27 protein-coding genes and 3 pseudogenes are annotated in these 25930 nt (G+C 64.4%); 14 read left to right on the forward strand and 16 right to left on the reverse strand.

The annotated features are described in order from the left end of the window. Positions 1-55 precede the first annotated feature (55 nt). Together HD592_RS10530 and HD592_RS10535 are read left to right on the forward strand one after the other, a co-directional pair. Positions 56-808, forward strand: a complete 753-nt coding sequence (locus HD592_RS10530) for a glycerophosphoryl diester phosphodiesterase (protein WP_184453958.1) — start codon at positions 56-58, stop codon at positions 806-808. A 288-nt stretch (positions 809-1096) separates the two neighbouring features. After that, positions 1097-2950, forward strand: coding sequence for a phosphoenolpyruvate carboxykinase (GTP) (locus tag HD592_RS10535; protein ID WP_184453960.1), 1854 nt, complete (start codon positions 1097-1099; stop codon positions 2948-2950). Between the two features lie 180 nt (positions 2951-3130). On the opposite strand, the gene HD592_RS10540 is transcribed toward HD592_RS10535, so the two are convergent. From HD592_RS10540 to HD592_RS10555, 4 genes are all read right to left on the reverse strand, one after another. Next, positions 3131-3838 (reverse strand): metal-dependent transcriptional regulator, encoded by a 708-nt coding sequence (locus HD592_RS10540; RefSeq protein WP_184453962.1) that lies wholly within the window; start codon positions 3836-3838, stop codon positions 3131-3133. An 84-nt stretch (positions 3839-3922) separates the two neighbouring features. After that, complete coding sequence (nrdF, locus tag HD592_RS10545) at positions 3923-4948, reverse strand: class 1b ribonucleoside-diphosphate reductase subunit beta (protein WP_184453964.1); 1026 nt, start codon at positions 4946-4948, stop codon at positions 3923-3925. Between the two features lie 85 nt (positions 4949-5033). Further along, positions 5034-5489, reverse strand: a complete 456-nt coding sequence (gene nrdI, locus HD592_RS10550; RefSeq protein WP_221438041.1) for a class Ib ribonucleoside-diphosphate reductase assembly flavoprotein NrdI — start codon at positions 5487-5489, stop codon at positions 5034-5036. Between the two features lie 290 nt (positions 5490-5779). Further along, positions 5780-6967 (reverse strand): hypothetical protein, encoded by a 1188-nt coding sequence (locus HD592_RS10555; RefSeq protein WP_184453968.1) that lies wholly within the window; start codon positions 6965-6967, stop codon positions 5780-5782. Between the two features lie 401 nt (positions 6968-7368). Here HD592_RS10555 and HD592_RS10560 point away from each other — a divergent pair, with 401 nt between their 5' ends. Next, on the forward strand, positions 7369-7896 hold the full coding sequence (locus HD592_RS10560; protein ID WP_184453970.1) for a hypothetical protein: 528 nt from the start codon (positions 7369-7371) through the stop codon (positions 7894-7896). Positions 7897-8094: 198 nt separating this feature from the next. On the opposite strand, the pseudogene HD592_RS10565 reads toward HD592_RS10560, so the two are convergent. Then, positions 8095-8220: pseudogene (locus HD592_RS10565) on the reverse strand (class II fructose-bisphosphate aldolase); the annotation flags it as partial. Positions 8221-8237: 17 nt separating this feature from the next. Here HD592_RS10565 and HD592_RS10570 point away from each other — a divergent pair. Then, positions 8238-8493 (forward strand): annotated as a pseudogene (locus tag HD592_RS10570) (transposase); the annotation flags it as partial. A gap of 416 nt (positions 8494-8909) precedes the next feature. On the opposite strand, the gene HD592_RS10580 reads toward HD592_RS10570, so the two are convergent. From HD592_RS10580 to HD592_RS10605, 6 genes are all read right to left on the reverse strand, one after another. After that, positions 8910-9308 carry a hypothetical protein gene (locus HD592_RS10580; protein WP_184453972.1) on the reverse strand — a complete coding sequence of 133 codons (399 nt, stop codon included), beginning with the start codon at positions 9306-9308 and terminating at the stop codon, positions 8910-8912. Further along, complete coding sequence (locus tag HD592_RS10585; RefSeq protein ID WP_184453974.1) at positions 9295-10167, reverse strand: hypothetical protein; 873 nt, start codon at positions 10165-10167, stop codon at positions 9295-9297. Before HD592_RS10585 ends, HD592_RS10580 begins: the two co-directional genes overlap by 14 nt. A 9-nt stretch (positions 10168-10176) precedes the next feature. Continuing rightward, positions 10177-10509 (reverse strand): hypothetical protein, encoded by a 333-nt coding sequence (locus HD592_RS10590; protein ID WP_184453976.1) that lies wholly within the window; start codon positions 10507-10509, stop codon positions 10177-10179. Continuing rightward, positions 10506-10790: a hypothetical protein gene (locus HD592_RS10595; protein WP_184453978.1), complete on the reverse strand. Its 285-nt coding sequence runs from the start codon at positions 10788-10790 to the stop codon at positions 10506-10508. Before HD592_RS10595 ends, HD592_RS10590 begins: the two co-directional genes overlap by 4 nt. A 112-nt stretch (positions 10791-10902) precedes the next feature. Beyond that, the gene (locus HD592_RS10600; protein ID WP_184453980.1) at positions 10903-11412 is read right to left on the reverse strand and encodes a hypothetical protein; all 510 of its coding nucleotides are present in this window, start codon (positions 11410-11412) and stop codon (positions 10903-10905) included. A gap of 25 nt (positions 11413-11437) precedes the next feature. After that, a complete protein-coding gene (locus HD592_RS10605; RefSeq protein WP_184453982.1) occupies positions 11438-11677 on the reverse strand; it encodes a hypothetical protein in 240 nt (79 codons plus the stop codon). Between the two features lie 211 nt (positions 11678-11888). On the opposite strand from HD592_RS10605, the gene HD592_RS10610 reads away from it, so the two are divergent. Further along, positions 11889-13286, forward strand: coding sequence for a hypothetical protein (locus tag HD592_RS10610; protein WP_184453984.1), 1398 nt, complete (start codon positions 11889-11891; stop codon positions 13284-13286). 905 nt (positions 13287-14191) lie between these two features. On the opposite strand, the gene HD592_RS12415 is transcribed toward HD592_RS10610, so the two are convergent. From HD592_RS12415 to HD592_RS10625, 4 genes are all read right to left on the reverse strand, one after another. Then, the gene (locus HD592_RS12415; RefSeq protein WP_281399007.1) at positions 14192-14317 is read right to left on the reverse strand and encodes a hypothetical protein; all 126 of its coding nucleotides are present in this window, start codon (positions 14315-14317) and stop codon (positions 14192-14194) included. A 4-nt stretch (positions 14318-14321) separates the two neighbouring features. Next, on the reverse strand, positions 14322-14495 hold the full coding sequence (locus HD592_RS10615) for a hypothetical protein (protein ID WP_184453986.1): 174 nt from the start codon (positions 14493-14495) through the stop codon (positions 14322-14324). A 309-nt stretch (positions 14496-14804) separates the two neighbouring features. Beyond that, positions 14805-15821, reverse strand: coding sequence for a class II fructose-bisphosphate aldolase (gene fbaA / locus HD592_RS10620; protein ID WP_184453988.1), 1017 nt, complete (start codon positions 15819-15821; stop codon positions 14805-14807). Between the two features lie 132 nt (positions 15822-15953). After that, a complete protein-coding gene (locus tag HD592_RS10625) occupies positions 15954-16658 on the reverse strand; it encodes a TrmH family RNA methyltransferase (protein ID WP_221438043.1) in 705 nt (234 codons plus the stop codon). 82 nt (positions 16659-16740) lie between these two features. On the opposite strand from HD592_RS10625, the pseudogene HD592_RS10630 reads away from it, so the two are divergent. The 8 genes and pseudogenes from HD592_RS10630 to pyrE all read left to right on the forward strand — a co-directional run bounded on the left by HD592_RS10630 (position 16741) and on the right by pyrE (position 22145). Next, positions 16741-17251: pseudogene (locus HD592_RS10630) on the forward strand (PH domain-containing protein). Between the two features lie 10 nt (positions 17252-17261). Further along, positions 17262-17561: an SAV_915 family protein gene (locus HD592_RS10635; protein WP_184453991.1), complete on the forward strand. Its 300-nt coding sequence runs from the start codon at positions 17262-17264 to the stop codon at positions 17559-17561. A 1-nt stretch (position 17562) separates the two neighbouring features. After that, positions 17563-17853, forward strand: a complete 291-nt coding sequence (locus tag HD592_RS10640; RefSeq protein ID WP_184453993.1) for a hypothetical protein — start codon at positions 17563-17565, stop codon at positions 17851-17853. Further along, a complete protein-coding gene (locus HD592_RS10645) occupies positions 17846-19042 on the forward strand; it encodes a hypothetical protein (protein ID WP_184453995.1) in 1197 nt (398 codons plus the stop codon). Before HD592_RS10640 ends, HD592_RS10645 begins: the two co-directional genes overlap by 8 nt. Further along, positions 19039-19767 carry a hypothetical protein gene (locus tag HD592_RS10650; protein ID WP_184453997.1) on the forward strand — a complete coding sequence of 243 codons (729 nt, stop codon included), beginning with the start codon at positions 19039-19041 and terminating at the stop codon, positions 19765-19767. Before HD592_RS10645 ends, HD592_RS10650 begins: the two co-directional genes overlap by 4 nt. A gap of 89 nt (positions 19768-19856) precedes the next feature. Continuing rightward, positions 19857-20519, forward strand: a complete 663-nt coding sequence (locus HD592_RS10655; protein ID WP_184453999.1) for a hypothetical protein — start codon at positions 19857-19859, stop codon at positions 20517-20519. A gap of 140 nt (positions 20520-20659) precedes the next feature. Then, positions 20660-21484 (forward strand): HAD-IIA family hydrolase, encoded by an 825-nt coding sequence (locus tag HD592_RS10660; RefSeq protein WP_184454001.1) that lies wholly within the window; start codon positions 20660-20662, stop codon positions 21482-21484. 91 nt (positions 21485-21575) lie between these two features. After that, positions 21576-22145 carry an orotate phosphoribosyltransferase gene (gene pyrE, locus HD592_RS10665; protein WP_184454003.1) on the forward strand — a complete coding sequence of 190 codons (570 nt, stop codon included), beginning with the start codon at positions 21576-21578 and terminating at the stop codon, positions 22143-22145. Positions 22146-22237: 92 nt separating this feature from the next. Here pyrE and HD592_RS10670 read toward each other — a convergent pair whose 3' ends face one another. Then, on the reverse strand, positions 22238-23011 hold the full coding sequence (locus HD592_RS10670) for an SDR family NAD(P)-dependent oxidoreductase (protein ID WP_154476038.1): 774 nt from the start codon (positions 23009-23011) through the stop codon (positions 22238-22240). Between the two features lie 126 nt (positions 23012-23137). Between HD592_RS10670 and HD592_RS10675 the strand changes: the two genes are divergently transcribed. Then, positions 23138-25927, forward strand: coding sequence for a DUF2339 domain-containing protein (locus HD592_RS10675; protein ID WP_184454005.1), 2790 nt, complete (start codon positions 23138-23140; stop codon positions 25925-25927). Positions 25928-25930: the final 3 nt, after the last annotated feature.

Here is a 25930-nt window from a genome sequence, read left to right on the forward strand (position 1 = left end):
GCCGCCCGCCCGGCCTCGCGCCGATCTTCACCCACCCCGGACGATAAGGACGATCATGACCGGATTCCCCCGCATTTACGCCCATCGGGGAGCCTCCTCCCTCGCTCCCGAGAACACCATCGCCTCCTTCTCCAAGGCTTGGGAGGTCGGGGCGACCTGGTTCGAGTTCGACGTCGATGTCATCAGCGACGGGACCCTCATCGTCATCCACGATGACACCCTCGATCGGACGACCAGCGGCGAGGGCGGGTATTACGGCCTCACGTATTCGGATATCCGCAGGCTCGACGCGGGCCGGTGGTTCTCGGACACGTACCGCCTCGAGCGCATTCCCGAGGCCGCGGATGTCATCTCCTTCGCCAATGGGCAGTGCATGGGCATGAACCTCGAGATCAAGCCCTGTTACGGCGGGCCCGAGTTGCGCAGGACCCTCGTCGAGAACCTGTCGGTCGCCGTCGACGCGGTCGCCGATCCTTCGCGCCTCATCGTGTCGTCCTTCGATCATGCGATCCTCAAGGACTTCCACGAGGCGCGCCCCCGGGTCGCCCTGGGGTGGCTCTTCGAGCGCGAGAATCAGCCCGGCCCCACCTGGCAGGAGGGCGCCGCCGCTCTCGGCTGCCGTGCGATCCACCCCGACGATACGGGGCTCACGCGCGAGGAGGTGGCCAAGATGCGCGATGCGGGATTCGAGGTCAACGTCTGGACCGTGAACGATCTCGATCGTGCGCGCGAGCTCGCCGATTGGGGGGTCGCCGGCATCTTCACCGATCGGCCGCAGGACTTCCCCGCCGAGGCGCTCGCCCGTTGAGGCGCCCGCTCTGAGGCGGTCTTCCCGCTCGGGGGCCGCGCTCCGCTCGGTGAAACGCATCGCACCGCCCGTGAGGGGCCGCCTGAGGAGGCGGCCCCTCACGGCGTTTCTCGCCGCGCCTTCATGACCTTCGGTCCTTGCGCGTCTTCCCCGTTTCCTCCGAGAGGGGGATCGAAGCCGCACCTCCCCAAAACTTCGTCAAGACGCATTTTATTCTTCGGCATGACGTAGTTAAGCTGTGGGGCCAGGAGAGCACGATCGACGTGCCGCCCGACAGGAGGAGACTCAATGGACCTGACGACCATCCGACACAGCCTCGACCAAGGCGGGGTCGACAACCCCGCCATCCGCTCATTCGTCGAGGAGTGGGCCCTGCTCACCGCGCCGGAGCGCATCGAGATCATCAGCGCCGAGGACGACGCCCGCCTCCTCGCCGAGGCCCTCGACGCCCGGGAGATCCTCCCGGCGGGCCCCGGACGCTACTACACGCGCTCCCACCCCAAGGACACGGCCCGCTCCGAAGGGCGCACCGTGGTCGCCACATCGGACCCCGCGGACAAGGGCCTCTACAACAACTGGCGCCCCGCATCGGAGGTCCTCGCCGCACAGCGCGAACGAGTCGCAGGGGCCCTCGCGGGCAAGACGATGTACGTCATCCCCTACCTCATGGCGGTCCCCGGCTCGCCCCTGGCCCCCTACGCCGCGGGCGTCCAGATCACCGACAACCGCGTCGTCGTCCTCCAGATGATCCGCATGGCGCGAGTCGGCCTCCGCCTCTTCGACGAACTCGACGACCCGTCCTTCTTCGTCCGCGCCGTCCACGTGACCGGCGACCTCGACGCCCTCGGCCAGGGCACGCAAGAGGATCGCCGCCTCTTCGCCACCATCGCCGATCAGCGCCTCATCATCCACTACGGCTCCTCCTACGGCGGCAACGCCCTCCTGGGGAAGATCGCCCACTCCCTGCGCCAATCCGCCTACGACGGGTGGAAGTCCGGGAAGTTCCTCGCCGAGCAGTTCATGCTCCTCGGAATCGTCGACACGCAGACGGGGCGCACCTACCACGTCTGCGGCGGATTCCCCTCCGCCTCGGGGAAGACGAACCTCGCGATGACCCTGCCGCCCGACGCCCTCGGCGAACGCTATCGCGTCGAGTTCTACGGCGACGACATCACCTGGCTGTGGGCCGGCCAGGACGGGCGGCTCTACGGGATGAACTCCGAGAACGGCGTCTTCGGCGTCGCGAAGGACACGAACGAGGAGACGAACCCCGCGGCCCTGTCGGCGATCCGCGAGGGGAGCGGCGTCCTCTTCACGAATGTCGCCTACAACGAGCGCACCCAGGAGGTCTGGTGGGAGGGGCGCACGCCCGAACCGCCGAGCGACCTCGACGGATGGCTCGATTGGACGGGAGCGCCGATCAGCGAACGGGGCGAAGAGGAGAAAGACCTGCCCTGGGCGCACCCGAACAGCCGTTTCGCGACCGCCCTCGGCAATGTCACGACCGTCGCCCCGGACGCCTCCCTTCCGACGGGCGTGCCGATCGACGCCGTCATCTTCGGCGGACGCACACGGGACCGCGAGCCCCTCATCCGCGCCATGAGGGACATCGCCGAGGGCGTCTACGACGGGCTCACCCTCGGCGCCGAGGCGACCTTCGCGGCCGAGGGCGTCGAGGGCCAGCTGCGCTACGACCCGATGTCGATGCGCCCCTTCATGTCCTATTCCGAGGGCGACTACGCCGCCCACTGGCTCAAGATCCTCGGGGGGCTCAGCGAGCCCCCGGTCTTCGCCCACGTCAACTGGTTCCAGCGCGATCCCGACGACGGGCGCTTCCTCTGGCCCGGATACCGCGAGAACCTGCGCGCCCTCCTGTGGCTCATGGATTTCCAAGACGGCACCGCATCGGGGACGCGCACGCCGGTGGGCACGATCCCGACGGCCGCGGAGCTCGATCGCACGGGCCTCGGGGTGGCGGACGAGGACCTCGCCCGGCTCCTCAGCATCGATGTCGAGCGCTGGAAGCAGGAGATGGGCTTCCGCGCCGAGCACCTCGGAGGATTCGAGAATCTCCCCGAGGCGATCCGCGAGGTCCACGCGCGCATCGATGACGAACTGCGGATGATGACGATCCGCGGATGATGACGAACTGAGCGCGCGGCCCCCGGGTCGGCGGGCGGCTGCACACGGACGAGCCCCCGCCGGCCCGGTTTCATCGGGAGAGGCGACGAGGAGAGAGGGGCCGGAGGGGCGGCGGGCAAGAGCGGCCTGAGAGGCGGCCAGAAGGGCGGCCGGACGCCCTTCATCACCCGATGACGGGCCTCAGCGCTTCGGGGCCCCCTCGTCGAGCGCCGCGACCCAGACGGCCCGCGCGGCCTGCATCCCGAAGGAGACCTCCTCCCGCGCTCCCCGCAGGCTCAGCGCCACGGCCTCCGAATAGGGCGGGGGCTCGCGGAGGACCACCTCGGCCCCGTACACGATCCCGCGTTCGGCGAGGAAGCGGACGAGCTCGGGATCGTCATCGGCGATGCGCTCGACGCGCAGCGCACCCCTGTTCGAAGCGGAACGGGCCGCCTCGGCGAGCAGGAGCGCCCCGAACGCGGGAACGGAGCCGTCGGCACGCGGGATCGGATCGCCGTGAGGATCCCGCTCGGGCCGGCCCAGTTGAGCGTCGATCCGTTCGATCATGAAATCGGAGACCGCGTGCTCGAGGACCTCGGCCTCCTCATGCACCTGGTCCGCGCGGTAGCCCAGGGTCTCGACGAGGAAGGCCTCGATGAGGCGATGGCGGCGCACCATCGCGAGGGCCACCGCCAGCCCCTTGTCCGTCAGGGCAACCGCCCCGTAGGGGGCGTGGGCGAGGTAGCCCTGCTCGGCGAGTCTGCGGATCGCGTCGGAGGCCGTGGACAGGCGCACCCCGACTTTGGCCGCGACGGTCGTCGCGGTGACCGCTTCGTCCGACCACTCCCCCAGGGTCCACACCGCCTTGAGGTAGTTCTGATTGCTCGCCGACACCTGAGAGAAGACCATGTTCACAGGCTATCAAGGGCCCCTGCCCCGACCGGGGCGCGGGCGCCTTCCCACGGCGCTCCCCGCCTCGGACGGGTCGGGCCCTCAGAACTCCCAGTCCTCGTCGCTCGTCTCCTCGGCGGTGCCGATGACGTAGGAGGAGCCCGAGCCGGAGAAGAAGTCGTGGTTCTCATCGGCGCCGGGGGCGAGGGCGGCGAGGATCTCGGCCTTCACCTCGGTCTCCTCGGGGGAGAAGCGCGCGGGGTATCCGAGGTTCATCAGCGCCTTGTTCGCGTTGTAGCGCACGAAGACGGCGACGTCGTCCATGAGCCCCAGGGGCTCGTAGAGGGCGCCCGAATAGCGCATTTCGAGCTCGTAGAGATCCTCGAGGAGCGAGTAGGTGAAGTCGCGCATCCTCTCGCGCTCCTCGGGATCGTGCGCTTCGAGTCCCCGCTGGTACTTGTACCCCGAGTAGTAGCCGTGAACGGCCTTGTCCCTGAGGATGAGGCGGATCATGTCGGCCGTGTTCATGAGCTTGGCCCGCACGGAGAAGTGGAGGGGGAGGTAGAAGCCCGCATAGAGGAGCAGGGAGGACAGGAGGGTCGCCGAGACCTTGCGCTTGAGGGGGTCGTCCCCGTAGTAGTGGCGCAGGACGGTCTTCGCCCTCAGTTGAAGCAGGTCGTTGCCGACGGCCCATTCGTAGGCCGCGTCGATCTCCTCGGTGCCGCACAGCGTGGAGAAGATCGAGGAGTAGGAGCGCGCATGAACGGCCTGCATGAAGGCGATGTTCGTGTACACGGCCTCTTCGTGCTCTGTGCGCGCGTCCTGGATCTGGCTGATCTCCCCGACGGTGGCCTGAACCGTGTCGAGCATGGTGAGGCCCGTGAAGACGCGCATCGTGAGAGTGCGCTCCTCCTGCGTCATCGCGTTCCACGAGGGCAGGTCGTTGGACAGGGGGACCTTCTCGGGCAGCCAGAAGTTGGAGGTGAGGCGGTTCCAGACCTCATGGTCCTTCGGATCATCCACGCGGTTCCAGTTGATGGGGCGCAGTCTGGCTTCGGGATCGTGTCGGAAGCGCGGGGGCGTGACGGATCGCTCGGTGATGGGAGTCGGGGTGCTTGATCTGTTCATGATGCCTTTCGTCGGTTCCTTCGGTTCTTCGCCCTCGTCCATCCGAGGGGTTCGTCCATGCCTCCGCGCTGGCGCGGTCTTCGCGTCATCGCCCTTCGATCTCGGCCCAGAAGCGGTCGAGGCCCGCGTCGACCCGCGCGACATCGCGATCGGTGCCGAGGAGCTCGAATCGGTAGAGCTCGGGGACTTTGCACTTGGCGGCGATGATCGGGCCGGAGATGCAGTAGTGCTCGCCGAAGTTGGTGTTGCCCCCCGTGATGACGCCGCGCAGGAGGGAGCGGTTGCGCGGGTCGTTGAGGAAGAGGCCGACTTGCTTGGGCACGGCTTGGGTCTTGTCCCCTCCCCCGTAGGACGGGACGATGAGGACGTAGGGGCGGCCGACCCGCAGGAGCCCCTCGACACGGGGCCGCAGGGGGATGCGGACCGCGGGCCTCTTGAGCCTTTCGACGAAGCGCCTGGTGTTCTCGGAGGCGGAGGAGAAGTAGACGAGGTCGGGGGATTCCTCGAAGGAGAGTTCGCGGACGGGGAGCGAGGGGAGCAGTTCGGAGAATCGTGCTGGCACGCAGGTCCTTTCAACGGGAGGCGGGAGCCTTCGACCACGAGATCTTGTGGACTCTCAGTGTTCGAAGCACCATATTTAGTAGATACGATAACTCAGCGCTTCAAACTACGCCAAGACGTAACCTTCTTCCGCATCCCCTCCCCTCGCCCCCGCTCGCAGAGCACTGAAGCGAGCCCCCGACGAACACCGCGCCCCTTGAACGAGGGCGAAAGGGGGCGCCCGGACTCCGATGAGTCCGGGCGCCCCCTTCGAAACGCGTCCTGAGAGCCTCAGTCGCCTTCCGAACGCAGATGACGCTTGCGCAGATAACTCGAAAGCGAGATCTCGGCGATGGAATCCACCAGCAGGAAGGCGCCGAGCACACCGCCGGCCTTCACCCACCCGGAGCGCGGGGAATCCGCCCTCACCGCGAGAGTGAGCAGGGCCGTCCCCGCCACAGCCTCAACGGAGGCGAGGGTGCGCACCAGCCACGGCTTCTCGACCGCGACCGACTGGTAGGTGCTCCACAGCGGCTGAGCAGGAGAATCCGGCTCCGAGAGCATGATGTCGACGCTGCGCCCGATCGCATTCGAAATGCCCTTCGCCAGGTGCAGCTTCGCGCCCTCGACATCCCCCGCGCCGATCCTGCCGAGGAGGAAGTCGACGGTCCGAGCGGGAAGCCCGAGCGCAGCCACGACCGCCGCAGCCGCCTCTTCGCCCGACAACTCCGCAGATGCGACAAGCGCCTCGACATCGGCGCCGGGCACACCGGCCGCGATCGCCTCGAGCTCCGGACGATCGCCCACGAGATCGAGGATCTCCCCCGGGAGTTCATCGACGCTCTCGTGCGCCCCCGGGACGATGAGGGCGTCCATCCCCCAGTTGTGCGTCACGACGTGCTCGAGGTGGTCATCGGTGACGAGGAAGGCCTGGAGTTCCCCGTCCGACCAGGTGAGGGTGACGAGCGGGAGCTCACCGAAATTCCACCCGGCCTTATCCGCCTCCAGCTCCGCGAGCAGGGCGCGATGCCCGTCGCCGAGTTCGATGTCCGCAAGATCGATGCCCTCCAAGGCGGCGAGGAGCGGCACCGAGGAGGCGGAGGTCCGTCCGATCTCGACGACTCGGCTCGCGCCCTCGACGAAGTCCAGGTCCTCCTCGTCGAGGGAATCGGCCAATGGCGACTCCCCCTCCGGGAGACGATCGACGCTGGAGGAGCCGATGCGCACCTCCGCCTCGAAGAGTTCGGCGAGTTCCGCGGCGAGTTCACCGGTCGTCGGCCCCTCGGCCACCTCGCCGTCGACGACGAGCACGACCCGGTCCTCGGATACGGCGACGTTGACTCCGAGAAGCTGGGGCGAGGACGGGAACCATTCGAGCTGAGCGAGCACCGCCCGTTCCCGAAGCTGTGCGGCGACGTCGGCGGGATCGAGGTCGCGCCCGATGATCATCCCCTCGACCCGAATCCACTCCTGATCCATGGCGATCCACCCTTCCACATTGAGGTGCTCTTATCTCATCACGTTTCGGTGCCCGAGTCACGGGATGGACCCCGCGAACCCTGCCCGCCTCCCTCGAGCGGAAGCGGCGCGGGGGATTCAGAGCCGCTTCCGAAGGGGAGCTCCGCCCCTCCCGAAGGAGCTCACCCACCCGGACGGCCGACGCGCCGCGGCGGACGGGGATCTCAGGCCGAAGGAGGAGGCCCGAGCGCAAGCACCCGCGATTCCCAGGGCGCCAGACGATCCTCGGCCCGAAGCGGCACCGAGCGGCTAGTGTGTGCTCATGGATGAGCCCCGCGCCTCCCGCTGAATGCGCACGACCGGCTCGCACCCGCCCCATTCCGATGCCCCCAGCGCCGCACATCGATCCCCGGAGAGCACCTGTGAAACAGTACGAATTCAAGGCGGTCACGGCGAAATCCGACGCCATCATGGGCTTGAGCTATCCCGCAGTGTTCGGATCCCTCGTGCTGGCCGCACACACGGGAGCGTTCTACTCACGCCCCGCCCTCGCTTCACGCACCCACGCCCTCGTCTCACTCGCACTGATATTCTCGGCGGTCGCCATCAGCTGGCTCATCGTCAAGCGGATCCGGAAGAAACTGACGAAGAACTACATCGTCCGGATCGATGGGACGCGCATCGAAATCCGAGAAGACGGCGACGCCCTCATGAACACCGAGGTCACCCATTGCAGGCTGAGGGACGGAAGCGACAGAGCAGCAGGAAGCGTGCGCCTCGACCTTCGGACTGCCGACGGGCGGATCTCCTTCATCGCCAGGCCCAGAGAATACCGCAGCGCGATCAGCCTCTCCTCCCCCAACCCCTTCGGAACAAGCACCCCCTTCGAAGTCAAGAACCTGCTCTCCCTGGGACGAGAAATCGAGAAGACCCTGTCGAAGAAGGAATAGGGGCTTCGACAGCCCGTCAAAACGCCCCCCACGGGGGATCAAGAGACCCGCACCCCGGCATCACTCGACTTTCAGGAATTCCGCACCAGTCGCCGCGCAATCCCCTTTGCCAGCACAACGACAGCGGCCCCGCCGCGAAGAATCGCGGCGGGGCCACCGAGTCCGATTCAGTGAATCAGCTCAACCACAGGCGGGCGCTCACTTCATCTTCGTGCCGACCAAGCCGAGGCGCTGGCAGGCCTCGACGACGCGCGCGGCCATGCCCGCCTCAGCGGACTTGCCCCACGAACGCGGGTCGTACATCTTGTCGCCGGCCTCGCCGTCTGTAAGACGCTGATGGAAAATTGATCGCAAACGTCAGCGCCGGGGTCCCTGACGACCTGGTCGAGGTCAAGACGCTGGGATGGACCCTGAAGATGCAGTCCTGACGTGCTGGCCTATTTCAATCGACCCGGCAGATCGAACGGGCCGAATAAAGCGATCAACAACCGACTCGAACATCTCCACGTCAGCGCACTCAGCTTCCGGAACCTCACCCGCTACACCGCCCGAAGCCTCCACGAAACCAGCGGATTCAGACCCCAACTACACCCTTGATCGGGAAGAGCCGGATTGATGTGCCGCAGATCGATGTGGAGCTGTAGTGATAGAAGATCGGATTCTCGTCGTTCCTCATCAAAGCCATGTTCACGAGGACATGGTTCGGGTCCACCGGCAACCACGGAACGGCGGTCGTGAAGCCTCTTCATCCCGAATCGTCCCCACATCTGCTCACAATCCGGGGCTGATCGTGGTTGTTCCAGTACAGCGAATCCCACCCCTTCCGTCCTCCCCTCCAGGCACCGTGCGAGCGTGGACCCAGCTCCCCTTGGCGCGCCTATTCGCCCGGGAACATCAGCCCAGTCCGGACGTGGGGCAAGGGGGGCACTACCGAACTCGGCTGCGCGGCGTTTCACCCGGACGTCGACGGTCTGAGCGAGGCCGAGCGCCCGCGGCACGTCATGAAGAAGAGCTCAGACGTGAATCCTGACATAGAGCCACCCGCGGGCGAGCGCCGCCGTCGTCGACCGTCGGTCGACGACGCCCAAACCCGGAATCAATCGGCCTCCGCCGAACCAGGGCGCCCGCGACTCGAGGCCGAGTGCCCGCGGTACGTCACGGGGAAGCTCTACCGGTTCCTCGCAGTAACTCTCGAGTTCGTCGTACAGCTGTGGATCAACGCGGATCGCCGCGTCGATCCACAGGACTGCCGGGCCCAGAATATCCACCGCCGACTCATGAAAACACCAGCGCCCCTCCTCGTCACCCGTGAGTACGGGGATACGCTCAACGAGCACTTCAACATCAGATCGCACAACCGTTCCCCGAAGATCTCCGTCCACCACGTTTGAACTCCTCTCAGCCTCTTTCACGATGTCCGCCCGTGCCCGTACCCACCGACGGCGGTGAATCCCCAACCTTCCACGTGTACGTTTCCGTCACGGTTCCCGTCGTTTCAAAGCTCCGTGCCCACCCAAGCTCCTCGAATCGACCATTCACCGCATCAGGTGTTCCCGAGGCAATGTCCGACTTCGCGGCATCGAAGTTATATCTATCCCGCGCCGTCACCGTCACCTCAACGGTGACGGTATCCCCCTCGACGGTTACTCTGGAGTCAGAGTAGGTCGTGTATCCGCCGATCGCTTTCTGCCAGTTCTCGGTTTCCGGATAGTTCGTCGCCGAGGTCATCGGCGAGTGGATGATTGTGTCGGTGTATCCCTGCGAAACCGCATCGTTCGCGGCCTTGAGAGCGGAGGAAATCTGCTCATCCGTATTCGCACGGATCGAGGGATCCTCCCTGGACGCCTCTGCGAGGTCGATCTCCACCGGGGTTCCGGTTCCATCCCGGTAATGCGAATACATGTCGGCAGCGTTCTGGAGCCACGGGGCCAGCTGAGCAAGCCACGCCTTCCGCCCCCACTCGTCCCACGACTCTTTGTCCGCTTCAGTCTCCTCGCCCTTCTTCGATTCGAAAGGATAGTGGTCGTCGAATTCAACGGTGCGATCCGGCTCCCCGCCGATGGTGAAGCCATTGGATGTCGTATCGGATCCATCTCCCTGAGTTCCTTGTCCCGCACCGGTGGAAGGAGCCTGAGAGCCTCTGACGAATGCGACGGCGTTCGCGTCAACATTCGCGATCGTATTGACCTTCGCCGTCAGAATCGTCTGCAACGCGATCTTCTCGACGAAGAGGAACCCAACGCCCGCACTCTGCTTTTGCTGCGCGGACAAAGTGACCTGCTACTGGTCATCGACATCGAATCCGGCACTTTCGATCGCAGCGGCGACGGCGTTGGCGCACGCCGTGGAGAGAGCTGTACCGTACCAGTCGATAACCGATGCCACCGTCACATATTCGTCGCCAAGGGACTCCGCTCGAGAGATCTCGCTCCCGAGCTTCGAAGCAAATGCGCTCGCCGCACGACCGCTCCAGCCAAGCAAGGCGGTCTTCGCCGACGTGGAGAGTCCCATGGCCGTATCGGCAATCTCCTGTGCCCGTTTCTGGGTACTTACCGCGAGGAACGAGTAGGCGGACGCGTCGAAAACTCGCGCCTCGGATCGCGACAACGTCATCTGCTCCTCGCCCCCTTGAAGGCCTCTTCCAGCGACTCCTCCAATCCGACCATCGACTCGGCGGTCGCCAGCGTCGCATCAGCAGTCGATGCCACATCCTGCACGAGGGCGTTCATCTGCGTCTGCAGATCATGCAGTTGTGAGGATAGCGCGGATGGGAATGCCAAAGACCCGTACGATTCGAGGGCCGGGATATAGAGTTCGGAGCTGAGACGAATGCTTCCCTCCCGGATCCTCCCGGCCGCGCTCCGAAGAGCCCCATCGTCCACATGAAGGTCCATCGCTCATCCTCCTGCGCAATTCTTCGGACACCTATCCGGAATAGCATTCCACATCACACAGCGGGCAATATAAAGAGAATTCAGAACGGTCAGCGCGTCTTCCGAGCAGGTGTTACCACCCTGTTCCCCGAATGATGAGGATCCGACAGTTCGCCGAGTAGACCGCCCCAGTGATGTCGAAGCGATCAGCTGCCTTCGCGGTCTTCAATTCTCCATCCACCAGTTCCTCGTCAACGAGGGTCCACGAGCAGTCCTCAGGCACGAATTCACGCAGAGGAGGATAGATGCCTGGAAGAAGTTTCGGCTCACCGGTCGCGAGTCTTGAAAACGCCGGTGCTGTCACTTCGTCGACTTTGATCACCGCGTCGAGCCAATACTGAGGATCCGGGTCCGGAAGCTCCCGTCCGGATTCGCGATATGCGGCGGCGTAATGGACCTCGACCGCACCAAGTCCCGGCATTCGATCGACCAACAGATCGACCGATGTCTGAATCTCCGGCTTCTGGGAAATGGATTCGGTGAATTCCTCAAATCGGCGATCTGCGGTCTTGCCACCCCCCGACCACGGCAAGACCGAGCAGGCTGCAAACGCTGCGATGCAGAATGCTCCGACGCTCATCATGATCAGACGTTTCCGACGACTCATGTCACTTGCTCGCAGCGCGCACGCACGAGTCGAGCAGGCCGATACCGACTCCGGCTTCGTCCCTGTAGAGTGCGACCGCGCTATCGACGAGGGCGAAGTTAGCTCCGAGGAGTTGCGAGGATGGGGGGAACCATTCGAGCTGGGGAAAATTCCCACATTCGCACCATTCAGCGGCGACTGCGGCAGGGTCGAAGCCGCGCCCGATCATCATGCCTTCGACTCGCATCTGCTCCTGTGCCATGTCGATTCAACCTTCCACGTCGAGGTGTTCTAATCACACCACGTTCGTGGACGCCTGTCACGGAATCCCTGGCCGCAGGTGCTGATGAGAACAGACTTGTACGGGCATCTGAGCCAAGGATCGCGGACAATCGACGGCCAGCGCGGCCCACCTTTTAGACTGGTCGCAGTTCCTCACCATCCGACACGATCCGACGTTTCAGGACGGTCCAATGTCTCAGATCATAGACTCCACGAAGGCTGGCTCACGGGCTGTGGGCACCACGCGGGGAACGCAGGTACTCCTGTTCTTTTTCATCCCACCGGCTCTCTTCCCAGCCGCGCTAGTCTTCGTGAGACTCCTGATTGAAGTATTCAACGGAAGTCTGGCCCCTCAGGACAATCCCCTCGAACTCGGCCTGCGTGGACTCCACGACTTATCGATCTCCAACGAGACTCTCTTTTCCACCAACATTGGAGCTCTTGCAATCTTTCTCGGCGCATCCTTTGCGGAAAGACTGCGTAAGCAGCAACAAGAGATCACAATGTCGACGGATTCAGCATCCCAGTGGTTTGAAGCTCAGCGCACTCGAAGCATATTTTTCTTCGGCGACAGCATGGCTGCCATTATAGCAGTCTTCATCTCCAGCGAAATTGCTTCTATCTCAACCCTGAACTTTATTCGGAGAGTTCTCGAAACAAACTACGTTGGAGCACAATCTGGATTCTTTGCCATGTCCCTGCACTGGGCAATCTACGTCTTCGTCTATGCAAGTGTCTTCGTTTTCGATGCGGACCGTGAGGAACGCACCAATCCAGATCGAATTGTTCGACTTGCCGATGTTGAGTTCGCAATCGAGGACCTTTCCAGACTCACTGAACGGCATTCGGACTCCCACGAAGACGTCGGCGTTTCGAGCTTTCGCCGGCAGACAAGGAGGGGGCGTGATCGCGACGACGCCGGGGACAAGATCCTCACCGCGATTCGCACGGAGCGAGCGCGCAGAGCTCAGACGCCGGATGCCCCTCAGGACGAGCAGGAGGGGAAACCTCGAACACCAATCTCGCAGTTCGCTTGGTACGCGCTTCCGATCATTGTGACGTTTGCGAGCGGAGTACTCTCCGTCCTACAGACGTCGCGCTCCTTTGAGCCTGTGAAATCCACCATTCCAGTGCTCGTTGTTCTTTCACTCTTGTTTGTCGCCTTGATTTACAACTCAAAGACCTACTTGCATGCGCGGCTTTGCCATCAACCAACTCGAGCCTCAGCTTTCCTTGCATTCCTCCTGGTGCTCATAGCTATCTGCATGGAACTTCTACTCATCATGCTCTTACTGGTGAGCGCGGCTGATGAGTCGGCAATCGGGGTCGGGATCGTCGGCACGCTGACCGGAACGCTACTGGCCCTGCTTCGAAGCGGCATGCTCCTGTTTCCGCGCTTCCTCAAGCCACGATCTGACTTCCATTACTTTGCCCAGAACGCCGCCAGCTCCCTGCGATCCGAACAGAAGGAGCTCATGAACCACCTGGTAAACATGAAGATTCCCCTCCTAGACGACGCCAATGGACGACGCGGACTGGCCTCCCAGCACCGAAGGATCCGCCGATCTCACAAAGGACGTCTTTCGTAGATGCGGGCTCGCTCATAACGAGGACGATGCCGGACCGGAGTTCTTCCGGAGTGCGGGCGCCCGTCTCAGCCGAGCCAGCTCCTTCTTGTCTCAGTTCTTTAGCGCCCGCCTGCCTATGCCCCAAAGAACCCTCGACATATGCCTTGAGCGCGTCAATGACGCGAGGCTTCATTAACCCCATCGGCATTCTTCGCAAAGCAGGACGGCGGGCAGGATCGACAGAATCTCGGTGCCTTCCTCAGACACATGACCAGCCTTGAGTACCTTTTAGGCGAGTGCTCGAGTAGCTTCCGGCTTGAGGCGCTCGGCGACGATGAGCTGGTCATTCTCCTACCTCTTGGCCGCTTCAAGGATTCGGGCCGACAATTCCCCGCCGTTGGAGCCGACGGTGTAAGTCGCAAGCAACTACTCGATGAGGTCACGCCTGGAATACAGAGGATGCTGGCACCGATGAGCCACTCCACGCCAGCGAGGATCATGACGTCCTGCGCTCCGCTTTGCCCGGCGCGTTCTTCGACCATGCGGATGATGTAGTCGATGTTGACCTCGACTTGCTTGACCAGTTCGATCTCCATCAAAAGCCGACGCAGCATGCCGCGACAGCCGCGTTCCTCCCGACGACCAGCCAGGAGAGTAGAGCTGCGAAATCGAAGATGCCGTCACTCCGGGCCTGTAGGCTGCCGCAAGGAGCGTCGGCTCTTGTTCGGCCATGTCGATCACCTCCCCCTGGCGCCGACTCTTCCTGCGCAGATCTCCGCGAAAAGGCGGCATGATTTTCGCTCTCCAGCGCTTGACGCGCGCAGAGAAAAGGCTCCCCGCGACCAGATCAAGAGTCGGAGCATCTTCAGCAGTACCCAGCTCACCGCAACCGGCCCCGATCCCGCAACGCCAGCTTCCTGAACGAATCAGACGCTCAGCGACCAGACGACTGAGTCCGTGGTGCAGGTGACACCCTGGACCTCATCCCCGACCATGCGAATGAAGGCGCTCATCATGGACACTCCAGCCAGCTCCTCGAGCAGCGCTGGCACACATTCAGCTCCTTGACTCGAACGACGCCGGAGGCATGCCGAAGCTCTGCGGCGCCACCACTGTCGACGCGTCCGCCTTCGAAAACACCACGAACACATCCGGCGCGACCTGCGTGCCCGCAGCATCCGTGAACGAATAGCGGGCGGTCACGGCGTACTGATCGCTGGCGAAAGTCACCAGCGAATAGTCATCGACCTGCAGGCGCGGCGACCAATACGTATGAACTCCGCAGTCACACGGACGATCGGCACGGATTCGCACAGGGGTTGAACGCTCTCCGCTCCCGTCAAAACGCACGCAATTTCCCGGATCCCCGCCATTCCCACTCAGCACTAACCCGTTTACCCGTACATACAGGAATGCGCGTGTCCAAGGGACGACGTGCGGGATCGAAACTGTGCACGTTTTGGAAGGAAAGACCATAAAACGACAGCGGGGCCCGCGGAACGAACCGCGGACCCCGCCCGAAGCGAGACTCGAAGAGGCTCAGGCCATCTTCGTGCCGACCGAGCCGAGGCGCTGGCAGGCCTCGACGACGCGCGCGGCCATGCCCGCCTCAGCGGACTTGCCCCACGAACGCGGGTCGTACATCTTCTTGTTGCCGACCTCGCCGTCGATCTTGAGCACGCCGTCGTAGTTGCGGAACATGTGCTCGACGACCGGGCGGGTGAAGGCGTACTGGGTGTCGGTGTCGACGTTCATCTTGATGACGCCGTTGGCGACCGCGAGGGCGATCTCCTCGGCCGAGGAGCCGGAGCCGCCGTGCATGACGAGGTCGAAGGGGCGGTTGTTCTTCCATCCGACCTTCGCGGCGACCTCTTCCTGGATGGTGCCGAGGATCTCCGGGCGGAGCTTAACGTGACCGGGCTTGTAGACGCCGTGCACGTTGCCGAAGGTGAGAGCGGTGAGGTAACGGCCGTTCTCGCCCAGGCCGAGAGCCTCAACGGTCTTGAGGGCGTCCTCGGTGGTGGTGTAGAGCTTCTCGTTGATCTCGCCGACCACGCCGTCCTCTTCGCCGCCGACCACGCCGATCTCGATCTCAAGGATGGTCTTGGCCTTGACGGAGAGCTCGAGGAGTTCCTTGGCGATCTCGAGGTTCTCCTCGAGCGGCACGGCCGAGCCGTCCCACATGTGCGACTGGAAGGTCGGGAGGTCCTGGGTGGCCTCGATCTCCATGAGCGGGCGGATCCAGGAGTCGATGTTCTGCTTCGCGCAGTGGTCGGTGTGCAGGGCGATCGTCACACCGTAGTTCTTCGCAACCTCGGTCGCGTAAGCGGCGAGGGCGAGCGAACCGGTCACGCGGTTCTTGATGGTCGAACCCGAGGCGTACTCGGCGCCGCCGACGGACACCTGGATGATGCCGTCGGACTCAGCCTCGGCGAAGCCCTGGATTGCGGCGGTGACGGTCTGGGAAGAGGTGATGTTGATCGCGGGGTAGGCGAACTTGCCTTCCTTCGCGCGATTCAGCATCTCGGCGTAGACCTCAGGGGTTGCGATAGGCACAGGAGCCTCCTAATCGAGCGACACAATTGTCACTGACGATTCTCCCACACCGGAGGAACCTCAATGAGGATGGAGGTCCCGAATCGCTGCACATTCGTCAATCGCGATTGGCAGGATTCCCGCCCTCGTTACCTAGACCACACCGCGAATCCCCGGAGCGCCGCCGCCCTCCGGCCCGCCCTCGCCCTGCGGCGGCCGAGCAGCAGCCAGAGCCGCCGAATGCGCCCACATGACGATCGCCGCCGCATGCCCGACATTCATCGAGCGCGTCGAACCGCGCTGCGTGATCGCGACGACGAGCCCGCACTGCGCGATCATCTCCTCGCTCAAACCCCCCGACTCCTCGCCGAAGACCAGGCAGGCGCGCTCGGGCAGCCTCACCGACTCCAGAGGCACGGCCCCCTCGACGTTGTCCACGCCCACGAGGACCAGCCCCCGCACGCGGCACGAATCCGCGAGCTCCGACGCCGTCTTCACATGATCGACCGGCAGATAACGATCCGTCACCATCGCCCCGCGCCGATTCCAACGCCTGCGCCCGACGATGTGCACGCGGCGCGCGCCCAGGGCGTTCGCCGTCCTCACGATCGACCCGATGTTGAAATCGTGCCCGAGATTCTCCACCGCGACCTCGAAGGGCAGACTCCTGGCCGCCAGGTCCCCCCGAATCGCCTCCATCGTCCAATACCGGTACCGGTCCTCGACGTTCCGGTGATCGCCGAGGGCGAGAAGCTCCGGATCGAAACGGGGGTCATCGGGAAGCGGGCCCCGCCATGGACCGACGCCCCGCACGCGGGGCCCGGGCTCACCGGGAGCCCCTCCCTCCGCCGCGCTCATTCTCACCGCACCGCCCTCGTCCATCACCGCATCCACGCCCCCGACGATAGCCGCACGGGCGATCGCCTGGCACGATAGAGGCATGTCCACACGCAACCTGCGGCTCGCCGCCGACGAAGTCATCGTCCGGAAGATGCGCTCGCACATCAAAGCGATCCTCCCCCCGCATCCTCGCAGAGGTCCTCCTCATCGCCCTCGGCGCCCTGGCTTCGCACTTCCTCCCCGCCGAATGGGCGCCCTTCTCGCACGCCTTCGTCTGGGCGATCGTCCTGGTCGCGAGCATCCCGCTGCTGCTCATCCCCTTCATGCGCTGATCGACCACGACCTACACGCTCACCTCCAAACGCATGATCACCCGCCACGGGATCCTCAACCGCAAGGGGCACGACCTGCCGCTCAGCCGCATCTCCGACATCGCCTCGGACCGCGACTTCGTGGACCGCCTCTTCGGCGCGGGCACGCTCACCCTACAGACCAGCGCGGACGACCCCCTCGTCCTCATCGACGTCCCGCGCGTCGACATGGTCCAGCTGGAGCTCACCAACCTCCTCTTCCACGACGTCCAGGGCGCCGTGGACGCCGACCCGGAATAGGCCGACTGGAATGAGCGAAGCGAACGGCGAATCCAGGCGTCCCATCCCACCGGTGCTTTACGTCCCAACGACCGGCCAAAGAAGCGACTTCGGTTCTGAAGTCGAGCTGCGCAGACTGGCTGACGGACGCACAGCACTGCTTGCGTATACGGCACTCGACAGACTCGCCGACTGCTGCGGACCGTACCAGCCGTGGGCGCTGATTCCAACGGAGAGGCTCGACGAGATCGGACGAGAGGAGCCTTTCGACATCATTCTCGTGGACACCAGCATTCCTGAAGAGGCTCGTCGGCCTGCGGAGGTGCAGTGAGGTGGGCGAGCTCGTCTTCCAAGATTCTGATGTGCTGACGATGATGGCGAAACGCCATCACGAGGCCGCACAAAACATCGACGCACAGGCGTCCACAATGCCCGAAGACGTTGATGGCGGCCCTCTCACCGCCCTCGTCCTGACTTCTCTCGCAAAGATCTCACGCAATGTCGGAGCCATTTCCTCATGGTCCCGGGCAATGTCAACAGCGCTTGAATCTGCAAGGGATGCGACCATCGAGGATGAGGCGCAGATCGTCGAGAGCCTCATGAAGGTGGGCAAAAATGTCTGAGACTTCTGCGCTGGACACCTACATTGAGGGGAGCCACTCGTCACTGCTCGTACTCGCAGATTGGCTCAATGCCGCAGGGCGCGTGTTCGAACAGGAGGCCCTCTACATCGCCACTTGTCGTGAACTCGCAGCTGATTGGCAAGGCCGCGCCGCACAGGCGTACGAGACAAGCGCGTGGCCCATGAAGGAACATTCCTACAACTGGGCACAAGCAACGAAGGGTCTCGGCGACAGGGTCTTGGCGTACGCTGAGGAGCTTTTCGACCGTCAAAGGGACATGAGCGACATTCGCTTCCGTGCACGAGAACACGGTTTGCACGTCGTCGACTACACCATCTACCCACCCGACCCAATCGAAGAGCTCCCCGCTTTCTCCACGTCTTTCTCTTCCGAGGAGAAGGACGCCTATTCCACAACAGTCTCACGGAACGCACTTCTTAGAGACCAGTGGAAGGAATGGTCGCACCTTGTAAAAGATGCTGAGCGAGCACGGTCATTGCTTTCGAACTTCATCGACACTCTGACTCAAGACCTATCTGAGATAGTCCAGCTTCCCGATGTGGAGAGCCTTTTGACCGATTTGGGTTTCTCTTTTACCGAGGAAGTCGTCCGTTCGGCATTCGAGGCACGGGCCCAGATCGCCCTTTCACGCGCGAGCGCTGCCGCCGTGCAGAATGCAGACCAATGGGTTCAACTTGGCCTGACTCCTCCTGCAGCCATCACCGCCGGAAGAAACTCACGAACGGCGACCACGCTGGCATCTCAGTCTCAGAAACTCATCAGTTATGCCGAATGGGCGAGTCGCGTCGGAACCGTCAGCTCTTTCATCATGGCGGGAACAGAGATTGCTTCCGGGGAATCGCCCGGGTCGGTGGGTTCCGGTCTTCTCGGCGCCGAAGCCGGAGGCTTCATCGCGGGTACACTCGAATCTGCAGGCATGTTCGGTTCAGGAGCCGCACTGCCGCTGGTCGCTACGGTGGCATTGACTGTCGGCGGAGCAGTAGCCGCGAGAGAAGGATATGAATCCCTGATTCCCCTACGTACTAGGAGGAAGTTGATTGACGAGCCGACCAATGACCTCGTTGATCTTCTGCGCCTAGAGAATCGAAGAGCGCAAATCCCTAACACCGAATACCGGCCACCCGACGCCCCGCATTCATTCCTTCACAATCCAGGAGGAACACTATGAGGCTAAAGCAAACACCACGCCGGTGGACACCTGAAGAGGCTGACCGCACGACGGTGAATTCGGTCACTTTCATCCTCATATTCACCTGTATTCTCGGATTTTGCGCGGCTCTATTCCGGACCTGGCTGGGAAACCCACTACTCAGCGGCCTCATCCTTGTGACCATCGGCATGGGACTCGGCCTCGTGACTCAGCTTCCCCGCTACGGCCTCCGGTGGTCGCTCGGACCCGACGGAATCTCAACACGCACAGGGCTACCGTTCGTCGCCTCCCAACTCGGACTCATCACCGTCTCGTGCGGGCTCGCTATTGTTTTCTTTCATGTCGCAGTCGCCTACCGCCACTACTCCTATGCCGTCGGAGGAGTAGCCATCATCTGCGCCATACTCCTTCAGCTATACGAGATGCGCGGCCTGCACGCCAACGGCGCTCGATTCGAAGTGACGCTCACACCCAAGCAAGTCCGACTCCGTTCAATCGACGGTCGCCTGTACGACTTCGACTGGGAAAAACATCCCCAGCTCACGGGTCTCGATGTTCAGAACCTTCATATTCGCACAAGCGGATCCGCCCTGCATTTCATCCGCCGTACTCTCATTCCTCTACGCGCCACCGAATTGCGCGACATCCTCGACTACTACTCCAGTCATCCCGACCACCGCGCAGAACTCGCTACAGAAGCAGGACTCGCCCGCGTCCTCGACTTCTGCAAGAATCCCGGATGATCCGTAAGACTTGAGTATCAATGGGCAAGAGACACCGAAAGCACCCCATCTGGACTCCCGAAAAAGCGGAAAGCTCGCAGAAGCGAACATTGCGATTCGTCATCTACGCTCTGCTACTTATCGTCAGCTTCTTCACGATCTTTGGACGGCGGGTGCCGCCACTCCTTATCGGCATCGAGATACTCACCGTACCGGCGCTCATTCTCGTGCTGATAGTTGGGAACATCCGGCGCAGCCTCCTGTGGCGGCTTGATCCCGGACGGGTCTGGACACGAACGTCCTTCGGCTACGTCCTCGCATTCCTCGGAATCGTGCCCCTAGGACTCCTCATCGCCCTTGATTTCTTCTACATCGCCTACTTCGGTCACCGAATCAGCTACGCCCTCGGCGGTCTCTTCCTCACCGGCGCGTCTTTCTACGAGCTGTACCTGAACCGCGGCATCCTCACCCGATGCACAGGCTTCGAGCTGATCCTGACACCGGAACGGGTGCAGTTCCGAACCGTGGACGGACGCGAGCACGTCTTCCTTTGGACCGAGACGCCGCGACTTACCCACCTCGACGTGAGGAATCTCCACATTCGAAGGGCCAACACCCTCCCTGAACTGGTACCCCGAACTCTCATGCCACTGCTGCCGACGGAACTGAGGGACATCCTCGACTACTACTCCAGTCACCCCGACCACCGCGCAGAACTCGCTACAGAAGCAGGACTCATCCGCGTCCTCGACTTCTGCAAGAACCCCGGATAGTCGCTCGCAGCGACGAGACTGAAGCGCGTCTCTTGACAGCCAAGAGCTTCACTGCCCCGCCCTCGTCCCCTAAGAACTGCACGGGACGCCCGTGTTTTCGCCCGCGAGACCCCGCGGGCCCGGACGCCTACGATGAAGACATGACGACAACGACTATTGCGCCGAAGCCCCTCACCGAGATGCCGCCGGTCTCCGCGTGGCTCTCCGACATGGACGGCGTCCTCGTCAAGGAGAACCGCGCCCTGCCCGGCGCCGAACAATTCCTCGACGCGCTGCGCCGCAAGGGCTACCCCTTCCTCGTCCTGACGAACAACTCGATCTTCACCAACCGCGACCTGTCAGCACGGCTCGCCCGTTCGGGGCTCGACGTCCCCGAGGACAACATCTGGACCTCGGCGAACGCGACCGCCGCATTCCTCTCGCAGCAGTCCCCGGACTCCACGGCCTTCGTCATCGGCGAAGCCGGGCTCACGACCGCCCTGCACGGCGCGGGCTACATCATGACCGACCAGGACCCCGAGTACGTCGTCCTCGGCGAAACCCGCAACTACGACTTCAACGCGATCACCAGTGCGATCAGGCTCATCGAGTCCGGCGCCAAGTTCATCGCGACCAACCCCGACGTGACCGGCCCCTCCGATGACGGGACCCTGCCCGCCACCGGCTCGATCGCCGCGATGATCACCGCCGCCACCGGCAAACGCCCCTACTTCGTCGGCAAACCGAACCCCGTCATGATCCGCGCGGGCCTCAACAAGATCGGCGCGCACTCCGAGCGCGCAGCCATGGTCGGCGACCGCATGGACACCGACATCCAGGCGGGCGTCGAAGCGGGGCTTCGCACGCACCTCGTCCTCTCGGGATCGACCTCGCTCGAGCAAGTCGAGCAGTACCCGTACCGCCCCTTCGGCATCCACGAGGGGATCGGAGAGCTCATCGAACTCGTCGAAGCCGTGAGCGAGTGAGGGTTTCGACCAGCAGGGGGCGCGCACCTGTCGGTGCGCGCCCCTTGTCTCCTCGGACCTTCGCCCTTGTGCGCTCTTGTACGCTGGAGCCATGACGAACGACTCGCACAAGGCCCGCCTCTCCGAACTGGTCAAGGAGCTGGCGGTCATCCACGAGAAGGTCACGCTCGCTTCGGGCCGTGAATCCGATTTCTACGTCGATATGCGCCGCGCGACGCTCCATCACGAGGCCGCTCCCCTCATCGGCCACGTCATGCTCGACCTCCTCGAAGAAGCCGGATTCACCCCCGGGGAGGAGTACGTCGCCGTCGGGGGCCTCACCATGGGCGCCGATCCTGTTGCGGCCGCGATGCTTCACGCCGCCGCTTCGCGCGGGCTCGACCTCGATGCGTTCGTCGTCCGCAAGGCGGCGAAGGACCACGGCATGAAGCGCCGCATCGAAGGGCCTGATGTGACGGGCAAGCGCGTCGTCGTCCTCGAAGACACTTCGACCACGGGCGGGTCTCCGCTTGAAGCCGCCGCCGCCCTCAAGGAAGCCGGTGCCGAGGTCGTCGCCGTCGCGGTGATCGTGGATCGTGCGACCGGTGCGAAGGAGCGCATCGAGGCTGAGGGCTTCCCGTACTTCTACGCCCTCGGTCTTGAGGACCTCGGCCTCGCCTGAATCGCCTTCGGCTCCCGCTGCGCGCCTCACGGTCGGCGCCGTCGGTCTGACGTCGATAACACCGCCCAAGGCGCGCAGGGGCGCCGATCCCGTCACATATGGGGGACGCCGCGCATCGCCGCGCGGACCGCGGAGCGCGGCATGAGCTTCATCGCCGCCATCGCCGCCTTGTAGACGGGCGTCGGAGTCACGAGGACCCGGCCGACGCGAACTGCGTCCAGCGCTTCGGACACGACCTCCTCGGGTTCGGCCATGAAGGCTCCGGGGGTCCGCGTCATATCGACCCCCGCCTTCTCGAAGAACGCCGTCCGCACGGGCCCCGGGCACACGGCAGTCGCCGTGACGCCGGTGCCGCGCAGCTCCTCGGACAATCCCTCCGTGAAAGCGACGACCCACGCCTTATGAGCGGAGTAGGTGCCCGCACCGGTCCTGGAGGCGACCGAGGCGACGTTGAGGATCGCGCCCCGACCGCGAGCGCGCATCGCCCGCACCGCGTGATGCGAGAGCACCATGACGGCTCGCACCATCACGTCGAGGCCGTTGATCTCCGCCTCGAGGTCGTTGTCCGGGAAGGGCTTGCCGAGTCCGAAGCCCGCATTGTTCACCAGGAGGCCGATCGGCGGCGTCTGCGCATCGGAGGGCGCATCGATCCGACGCGCGACCGCGGCGCAGCCCTCCGGTGTCGACAGATCCGCAACGATCACCTCGGCTCGAACGCCCGCAACGGACTGCAGGCGCTCCGCAAGAGCGCGCAGCACGTCTTCGCGTCTGGCCGCAAGAACGAGATCGTGCCCCGCCGCCGCCAGCTGCCAGGCGAATTCCTCGCCGAGCCCCGAGGTCGCACCCGTGATCAATGCTGTTCCCATGGCCTCAATCCTACGGGTCCCGGAGTGAGCGCCGCCCGGGGATATTCACAGACTCCGCCTCTTTCCCCCCCTGATGAAGGGGGCGGACGATATGATCGCCACTACTCGCGATGCAGGAGGACAAACGTGCACGACCCGCTCGACGGCTCCGCGCCCCAGGCCTCACCCGGAGAATCATCGAGAGCCGATGAGGGGGCTGCGCAGCGCCCGGATCTGGAGGAACTCGCACGGGAGGTTGAACGACTCGGTCTCGAGCTCGCCCGCCTGTCCGCCCTCCTCGACTCCCGCGCAGCGCAAAGCCCCTCCCCTGCGCCCCTTGCCCCCGCGTCATCAGTCCCGGCGCCCCGTGCTCCGCGAACCCCACCGGGCCCCGCCCCGCAGCAGGCGCAGCTGTCGCCGCAGCAGGCGCACCCGGCCCCGCAGCAGCAGGCGCACCCGTGGATGCAGCCCCCGGAGCCGGTGTTTCCCGGAGCAACGGGGCCGCAGGCCTCCCCGCGCGCTCCCCTTCCTGCGAGCGCGCCGACGGATTCCACTCGAAGGGCTTCACCCCCCTCCTCACCGCCGACGGGAAAAGCCAGCGAGTCCCGCCTGGGCGCCTACGCGCTCTCGATCGCCTCCGCACTCCTCATCTTCTTCGCAGGCGCCAGTCTCATCGCCCTGTTCTGGAACTCGATCCCCGATGCCGCGAAAGTCGGATTCGTCGGACTCCTCGCCCTCGTCCTCACGGTCACAGGAACCGTGCTCTCGCGGATGCCCGGCGAGGAATCGGGCGATTGGCGGCGCTCGGTTCCCGCCGCGACGCTCCTGGGCATGGGCGGAGGGCTCGGCTTCGTCGCGATCATCGGAGCTGCGATCCTCGGTGTTCTCGTGAATGCGATGAGCGGACTGCTCCTCCTCATCGCCTGGGGAATCATCATGTACGCCCTGGGCGCGCTGACGCGGAACCCCTTCACCTGGATCATCGCCGCCCTCGGCGGGATCTCGACGATCGAGCTCGTCGTCTTCTACGCGGACCGCGAGCCGGCCTCCGCGCATCTCGCGGCGATCGCCCTTCTCATCCACCTCCTCATCCTGACAGGGATCACCTTCCGCTCCTCGCCGATCCGCACTTCCGCTGCGTCGAGGCCGGCCTCCTTCCTCCCGGTTCTCGCACTCGCGCTCTGGGCTCTCCTGCGCCTCCCGATCGACACGGTCCCTCAGTCGAAGGCGCCGCTCACCCTTGCCGTCTACTCCCTGTTCGGGGTTCTCCTCCTCATGCAGACCCTGCTCCTCACCCGGGCCGCCGAGGAGGGTCAGCACCGAAGGGAATGGTCGCTGATCTGGATCGCGATACCCCTCCTCCTCGGAGGCACTGCCCTCAGGATCTCCGCTTGGGAAGTGAGACCCGCGCCTTTCCCCGCGACCATCGACTCCGCGCCGCTGATCGCCTTCGCGGCGGTGCTCCTCCTTCTCATCGGGATCCTCCTCTGCTCGTTCCTGTCCGCCGCCTTCCCGATGCACCCCCTTCCCCGGGCCGCCGCCGCGCACGGCCTCAGCGCAACCGTTCTCCTCATCCTCATCGCCCGCGCATCGCTCGGCGAACGCAGCCTCCTCGAAATCGCCGCCATGGTCCTCGTTCTCGCAGCGACCGCCATTCCGGCGGTCATCGCAGGGCGGGGAGGGCACGCGCTCACGCTCCCCCTCATGTCCCTTCCGTTCCTCCTTCCCCTCTTCGGCAGGGATTGGGTGAGTGAAGGGGTCGGAATCGTCCTCCTCGTCGTCATCATGACGGCCTCGCTTCTCGTCGACGTCTTCGCGCGAAGAACGCGCAGGGCTGCGCAGACCCTCGCATCACCCCCAGGCTCCCTGCCCCGCGCGGCGGCTTGGGCTCAGGGGATCATCCTCCTCGTCCACATGACGGCAGCCGTTCAGGGCGCGCTCTTCCTCCTCGAGATCGCCGGGGCGTGGAGGACGACCGCGATGTGGATCTGCCTCTTCAGCGCTTTGGGCCTCCTCATCCTCTCGGGCTTGCCGAGCAACGCTCTCGGCCCCGCCGAACTGTTCAGCGGCGAGGGATTCGACGCCCGCGTCTCCCCCCGAGCGCTTCCCGCAGTCGTGCCCTCGCCGGCCGTTGCAGCGGGTGCCGGGCCGGGCGCTCCGAGGCCGATGACGCAGCCGGCTCCCGGAGCTCCCGCGGGCATCGCAGCCCAGCCGGGCCTTGCACTCCCCGCAGCTCACCCCGGCCCCGCAGCGCGACTGCGCGCGCCTGTCGCCCCGATCCTCATCACCGGGGCCGTGTGCCTCCTCATCGTCGTCTCCGCCGTCATCGACGCCTTCTCGTCCCGATCCGGCTCCCTCGATGTTCACACGGGGGTCCTCGCCGCACTCACGGTGATCCTCGCTTCGATCTCCGCCTGGATGCTCTACCCCGTCGCCGCCCTCGATGCCGGAGGATCAGCCCTCGGCGCGGTCATCATCATCTCGACGGTCACGACCCTGACGATGCTCGCCCCGGAGGGCGCGCGCTCGTGGATCTCGAACATCGCCCTCGTCCTCGCCGCCGCGCTGTGCATCCTCATCGGGCTCGCCCTGCGTGCCAGAAGACTCCGATTCCTCGGACTGGTCACCGTGCTCGTCGGCGTCCTGAAGATCGCCCTGGTCGACCTGGCGGCGCAGAACTCCCTGACGCGGATCGGAGCGCTCTTCCTGGCCGGCCTCATCTGCTTCCTCCTCTCCCTCGCATACACGCGGCTCTTCACGGCCTTCGACGAGGAGAGGGCCCGCCCCCGGCGGACACCGCAGCCCATGCCGAGTCCGCAGCCCCTGCCTGCTCCGGAGCTCCAGTCCCCCTCTCAGGGCCTCGGCGCTCCGCCCTCGGCACCCGAGCGCCCTGCCGCTCCTCCGCCGGGCCCTCCCCGAGATCCTTCCCTAAGCTGAGCC

This window comes from Schaalia hyovaginalis, assembly GCF_014208035.1.
Classification (GTDB): Bacteria; Actinomycetota; Actinomycetes; order Actinomycetales; family Actinomycetaceae; genus Pauljensenia; species Pauljensenia hyovaginalis.